A 5,355-nucleotide genomic window follows, 5' to 3' on the forward strand; every position below is an offset into this window, starting at 1 on the left:
GTAGTTCGTGAATCTCAGCCAGTGACAGGCCCAGGATTCTGCAGCGACGGATGAAGGCCAGCCCCTCACCATGCTTCTCGGTATAGACACGGTAACCGTTGTCCTGCCGATCAGGCGGCGGCAACAAGCCCTGCTGTTCATAGAAGCGGATCGTCTGTGTTTCGACCCCTACCAACTGCGCCAACTGACCAATGCGCATCAGCCTCCTCCCCAACGGATTCTTTACTCTATTGACCTTATAGTAGCTTTATAGTTTTAAATGGTACCACAACATTGTTCAAGTGGAGTCGTATCATGAGCAAATCCTGTGGTGGCGCCTGTGGCGGTGATGCAACGTCCGCAGCGGATACCGATATACAGGCCTCCTCCGAGGCGCCAGGGAGATGGGTCAGTGTTTATGCCGTGCCGAAGATGGACTGTCCATCAGAAGAACGAATGATTCGCCTAGCCCTGAACGGCTTTGAGGAGATTCGGGCGCTGTCCTTCGACTTGTCGAACCGCCGGCTGAAGGTCGTGCATGACGGCGAGGTCGAGCCCGTCACCTCGAAACTGAAGACCTTGGGGCTAGGCGCCTCGCTTCAGGAAACCGTCGCTGCAAATCCGGAGACCATCAAGGCCGCCGAGTTTTCGGCAGCTTCTGCTAAGCAAGAATCCGGGACCCTGCGCTGGTTGCTCGGCATCAATGCACTTCTGTTCGTGGTGGAAATGACTGCCGGTCTGATCGCCCAGTCCACCGGCCTGATTGGAGAATCCCTGGACAATTTTGCCGATGCGGCGGTGTACGGGCTTGCCCTTTATGCGGTTGGACATAGCGTGAAAATGCAGGTACGTGCCGCGCATCTTGCTGGTGTACTGCAACTGATCTTGGCTGTGGGCGTGCTCGTAGAGGTGGTGAGACGCTTTGTATTCGGTAGTGAGCCTGAATCGCTGGTGATGATGGCTATCGCATTCGTCGCATTGATTGCCAATACCAGTTGTCTGCTGCTCATATCCAAACATCGGGAAGGCGGGGCGCACATGAAGGCAAGCTGGATATTCTCGGCCAACGACGTGGTGATCAACCTGGGGGTCATCACCGCCGGCGCCCTGGTCGCGTGGACCGGTTCCAATTATCCGGATCTGATTATCGGCACCATCGCGGGGGGCATTGTACTTAACGGTGCCAGACGCATTTTGGCGTTGAAGGGTTAAATAATGCTCATTATTGGCAAAAAGCTCTCGCCGTATGCCCTATTGTCCATATCGGGCCTGCTGGCAGCGTCTGATCAGGCTGTAAAGTGGCTGGTGCAGCAATCAATGGCCTATGGCGAGTATGTTTCGGTGACCCCGTTCTTTAACTGGGTGCACCTATGGAACACCGGTGCCGCATTCAGTCTTTTTGCGAATGGTGGAGGCTGGCAGCGCTACTTTTTTATCGGAATCGCGGTAGTGGTCTCGATTTTTCTGATCAAGCTGATCCTTGAAAATCGTCATAAAGGAGAAGCCATCGCTTACAGTCTTATCCTCGGTGGCGCCATGGGCAACCTGATTGACCGGGTCTTTCGCGGCTATGTTGTGGATTCCTTTGATTTCTATTGGCGAGACTGGCATTGGCCGGCCTTCAACCTGGCTGATATTGCAATTGTCCTCGGTGCCTTACTTTTCGTTTCCAGCAGCTTGTTGGGTAAAAAAGCAAACACCAATGCCGAGCCGGATGGATCTGACTGACACCTACGCCTATACAACACCATGACCGAACTTCCCGACAACATCCTTCACCTGCCGCAATACCAAGTACTGGGCTGCAAATCAACCGACGACGAAATGCACTTCCAGGTGGACGTGCCCGATCCCATCGCCTGCGAGGAATGCGGCGTGCAGGGTGAGTTCGTACGGTTCGGCAAGCGTGACGTTCCCTATCGTGATCTGCCCATCCACGGCAAGCGGGTCACTCTCTGGGTGGTCCGCCGCCGATACACCTGCCGGGCCTGCAAGACAACATTCAGGCCCCAGCTACCGGAGATGGTGGACGGATTCCGTATGACACTGCGGCTGCATGAGTACGTGGAGAAGGAATCCTTCAACCACCCCTACACCTTTGTGGCGGCACAGACCGGCCTGGACGAGAAGACGGTGCGCGACATCTTCAACGCCCGCGCCGAGTTCCTGGGGCGCTGGCACCGCTTCGAGACGCCCCGCATCCTGGGCATTGACGAGCTATACCTGAACAAGCGCTACCGCTGCATTCTGACCAACATTGAGGAGCGAACCCTGCTCGACCTGCTGGCCACCCGCCGCCAGGACGTGGTGACCAACTACCTGATGAAGCTGAAAGACCGGCAGAAGGTCGAGATCGTCAGCATGGACATGTGGAACCCCTACCGGGCAGCGGTCAAGGCTGTGCTGCCCCAGGCCCGTATCGTGGTCGATAAGTTCCATGTGGTGCGCATGGCCAACGATGCCCTAGAGAGAGTGCGCAAGGGCCTCAGAAAGGAGCTGAAACCGTCCCAGAGCCGGACTCTCAAGGGAGACCGGAAAATCCTGCTGAAACGCGCTCACGAAGTCTCAGACCGGGAGCGCCTCATCATGGAGACCTGGACAGGCGCGTTCCCGCAACTGCTGGCCGCCTACGAGCACAAGGAGCGCTTCTACGGCATCTGGGACGCCACCACACGGCTCCAGGCAGAAGCCGCCCTGGACGAGTGGATAGCCACCATCCCGAAGGGCCAAAAGGAAGTCTGGAGCGATCTGGTCAGGGCAGTGGGAAACTGGCGCGAAGAGACCATGACCTACTTCGAGACGGACATGCCCGTCACCAACGCTTACACGGAGTCCATCAACCGACTGGCCAAGGACAAGAACCGTGAAGGGCGCGGTTACTCCTTCGAGGTGATGCGGGCACGAATGCTCTACACCACGAAGCACAAGAAGAAGGCACCGACTGCGAAGGTCTCTCCTTTCTACAAGAAAACCATCGGTTACGGACTGCCGGACTTCGCAGAGGAACTCAACTACGGAGTCGATCTATCAACCATCTGAGGGTGGTATCAGATTGATGGGGTGAAGGTGCCCCATCAACCATTAAATCCGTATACCCAAGAAAACGACTTTATGGTGCACATCAGCTATCGGCCAAGAGCGGACGTTCCGGTGATTCTGATATAAAGCCAAGCTTTATGGCGGACTTGTAGCCATGCAGCGGCAAAAGGCCATCCCAGCCCCGAAGGGGCGATAACAGCCGACTGTTGAGCATCCTCACTTTAAAATTTATGTTTTTCTTTATGCTTTGGGTTTACATAGCCAGCGAGCAAAAACGCGTATACCTCCAAAAGATCATCAGCCAAGTGATAAAAGTCGTCGACCATTAATGGGGCGTGAGGGAAAATGCCGAACCTTGACTCGGGGTGCATAGATTTTATTCGCCCCTCATAATACTCTTCAAAATACTTATCAACACGATAAATATCATAAAAAGCGTCGTGAATATATTGCATGGCATCGGATGAGCTTGGGTCTTTCACACCATTGTTTCTAAGTTCACGTAGCACCATTCGAAAAGATGCTTCAAGTGCGATAAAAAGACTATAAGTTGACTCTTCAAGGAATTGGCAATGTGTGCTCAGCATGAAACTTTTTATCAGGGTGGACAGACCGCGAATCGCTAAATAATCATCTTTACTTATTGCTGCGTGGACTTTTGATTGCAATTTGTAATTTATACCTTCATCACGAAAATCATAGGCTGGCCCACCACATACTGGAGGCAGGAAAATTCCTTTAGCATTTTGATACCTATTCCTTTGTGGTGCTGGATAGCCTGGAATTTGTTTATCTGGTGCATTAATAACTCCTATAAGGAACTCTTTTATTTCAGTTAAGAGGTCTTTGTCTTTGAGAGACAGTTCTCCTGAAACGCCAAGCCTCTCTGTGCAAGGAAATGGATACATACGAATAAAGCTCATATCTCTATCAACAGCGAGAATTAGAGATGCGAATAGCTTTATTTCATCTATGTGAGCCCACTCCATTTCAGAGTAATAATTCTCATCTTTTAGCTCGAACTTCTCATAGAGAACCACTGTAAAACAAATTTCCGGGCTAGAATAATATGCGTAGTCGTCTGCAATAATTGTTTTCTCGGGATAAACGCCAAGCGGTGACAGAACCCTTGCAATCAAATTGGGAGGATTTAGATGGTCTACGGCTTTAATTCTCATGCTTAGGATTCTCTTTTTAAACATAACGAGGCTGTAGAAAAACCCGACTTCGGACCGTCTCCACCGCCTGTCGTCCTAATATATTTATTCAGCCTGTCATCTGACTGAGTCATCTTAATATCAGCATTCAGCCACTTGAGCGCCCAACTAAAGCGAGTTGAAGACGGTGTTTTCTCTTACAAAGCAACTTACCGCGCTCTAACCCTCTCATGACGCGACCAAATTAATATAATGCGCTAGCTATTCTTAATCCGAATACAGCTTCGTGATATTGATGATGTTAACTGGTATTAGAAAACTGTTTCGCCCTAAACGAATATCGCTCCAGGGTGTATATTTCCTAAAACTGATTATAACCTTTGATATATGAACTCCATCATGCCTTCAGCGTACCCTCGAGAGTCCTCAAGTGACCATTCCTCTAGTTCGTGAGCAGTTCCGTTAAGTGTCGTTCGGTAGTCATGCAATGAATGGGCTATATCAGCATCAATGTAATCTCCATCCCTAAGAGCGTCGATACAGTGGCTAAATGTATCTCTCGCAGTGAGGCTGAGGTGAGATAGTGGTAGTTTATATCTCTGTCTCATTTCATCTTCAATAAATAGGCGAAGTTTTCCTATTTGGTTCTCTTGAGTTCTGCGCTCTACAAAATCCATGATTTCAGAATAACGCTCATCGTGAGGTGTAGCCGTCATCTCTGCCTTTGTTGTTTCACCAAACTTTGAGCCTGTTTCGTCTTGATAGATTTTAAGTGCATTTACATCTACGAATTTTCTCATAACCGCAGATGCCATGCCCTTATAGTGAGTCGTTATAATCATCTGTTTAATACTAGGCTCTATAGCATGTAGTATTCGCAAAATGCTAGAAATACGCTCACTATCGAAGCTTGTAACAGGGTCATCCATAACCAAGATAGCCTTAGCTTTATCTTCATCTGAAAGTTGTTGTATTTTGGCTAAGAATATACAAAGAGCCAATGCTCGACGGTCTGACTCACTGAACAAACAATGAAGCTTAGAGTTGTTTATCAGTTTACCTTTAAACTTAACTTCTAGGTCATAGACGGTTCTAGCCCCACCACGGTTAACCTTGCGAGATATGGCAAAATCAGTTGAACCAACACGTCTGAATAGTTCGTTGATAGTTACAAAATACG

The 5,355-nt window shown here is 49.9% G+C and carries 6 protein-coding genes; 3 read left to right on the plus strand and 3 right to left on the minus strand.

What is annotated here, in order from left to right:
* On the minus strand, positions 1-199 hold a 199-nt coding region (locus OP495_RS16355), incomplete at its 3' end, for a MerR family transcriptional regulator (RefSeq protein ID WP_280570770.1).
* Positions 200-294: 95 nt separating this feature from the next.
* On the opposite strand from OP495_RS16355, the gene OP495_RS16360 reads away from it, so the two are divergent.
* The 3 genes from OP495_RS16360 to OP495_RS16370 are packed head-to-tail and all read left to right on the plus strand — an operon-like array spanning position 295 to position 3,018.
* The gene (locus OP495_RS16360) at positions 295-1,191 is read left to right on the plus strand and encodes a cation transporter (protein WP_004574643.1); all 897 of its coding nucleotides are present in this window, start codon (positions 295-297) and stop codon (positions 1,189-1,191) included.
* A 3-nt stretch (positions 1,192-1,194) separates the two neighbouring features.
* A complete protein-coding gene (gene lspA / locus OP495_RS16365) occupies positions 1,195-1,707 on the plus strand; it encodes a signal peptidase II (protein ID WP_004863699.1) in 513 nt (170 codons plus the stop codon).
* 21 nt (positions 1,708-1,728) lie between these two features.
* The gene (locus tag OP495_RS16370; RefSeq protein WP_004574636.1) at positions 1,729-3,018 is read left to right on the plus strand and encodes an ISL3-like element ISPpu12 family transposase; all 1,290 of its coding nucleotides are present in this window, start codon (positions 1,729-1,731) and stop codon (positions 3,016-3,018) included.
* A gap of 221 nt (positions 3,019-3,239) precedes the next feature.
* On the opposite strand, the gene OP495_RS16375 is transcribed toward OP495_RS16370, so the two are convergent.
* Both OP495_RS16375 and OP495_RS16380 read right to left on the minus strand, forming a co-directional pair.
* Positions 3,240-4,196 carry a hypothetical protein gene (locus tag OP495_RS16375; protein ID WP_280570772.1) on the minus strand — a complete coding sequence of 319 codons (957 nt, stop codon included), beginning with the start codon at positions 4,194-4,196 and terminating at the stop codon, positions 3,240-3,242.
* 350 nt (positions 4,197-4,546) lie between these two features.
* The coding region (locus tag OP495_RS16380; protein ID WP_280570774.1) for an AAA family ATPase at positions 4,547-5,355 on the minus strand (809 nt) is incomplete at its 5' end.

This window comes from Chromohalobacter sp. 296-RDG, assembly GCF_029889885.1.
GTDB lineage: Bacteria > Pseudomonadota > Gammaproteobacteria > Pseudomonadales > Halomonadaceae > Chromohalobacter.

Excerpts from the sequence above, each read along its gene's own strand:
- lspA (WP_004863699.1), top strand. The coding sequence starts at position 1,195 with ATGCTCATTATTGGCAAAAAGCTCTCGCCGTATGCCCTATTGTCCATA.
- OP495_RS16370 (WP_004574636.1), top strand. The coding sequence starts at position 1,729 with ATGACCGAACTTCCCGACAACATCCTTCACCTGCCGCAATACCAAGTA.
- OP495_RS16360 (WP_004574643.1), top strand. The coding sequence starts at position 295 with ATGAGCAAATCCTGTGGTGGCGCCTGTGGCGGTGATGCAACGTCCGCA.
- OP495_RS16375 (WP_280570772.1), bottom strand. The coding sequence starts at position 4,196 with ATGAGAATTAAAGCCGTAGACCATCTAAATCCTCCCAATTTGATTGCA.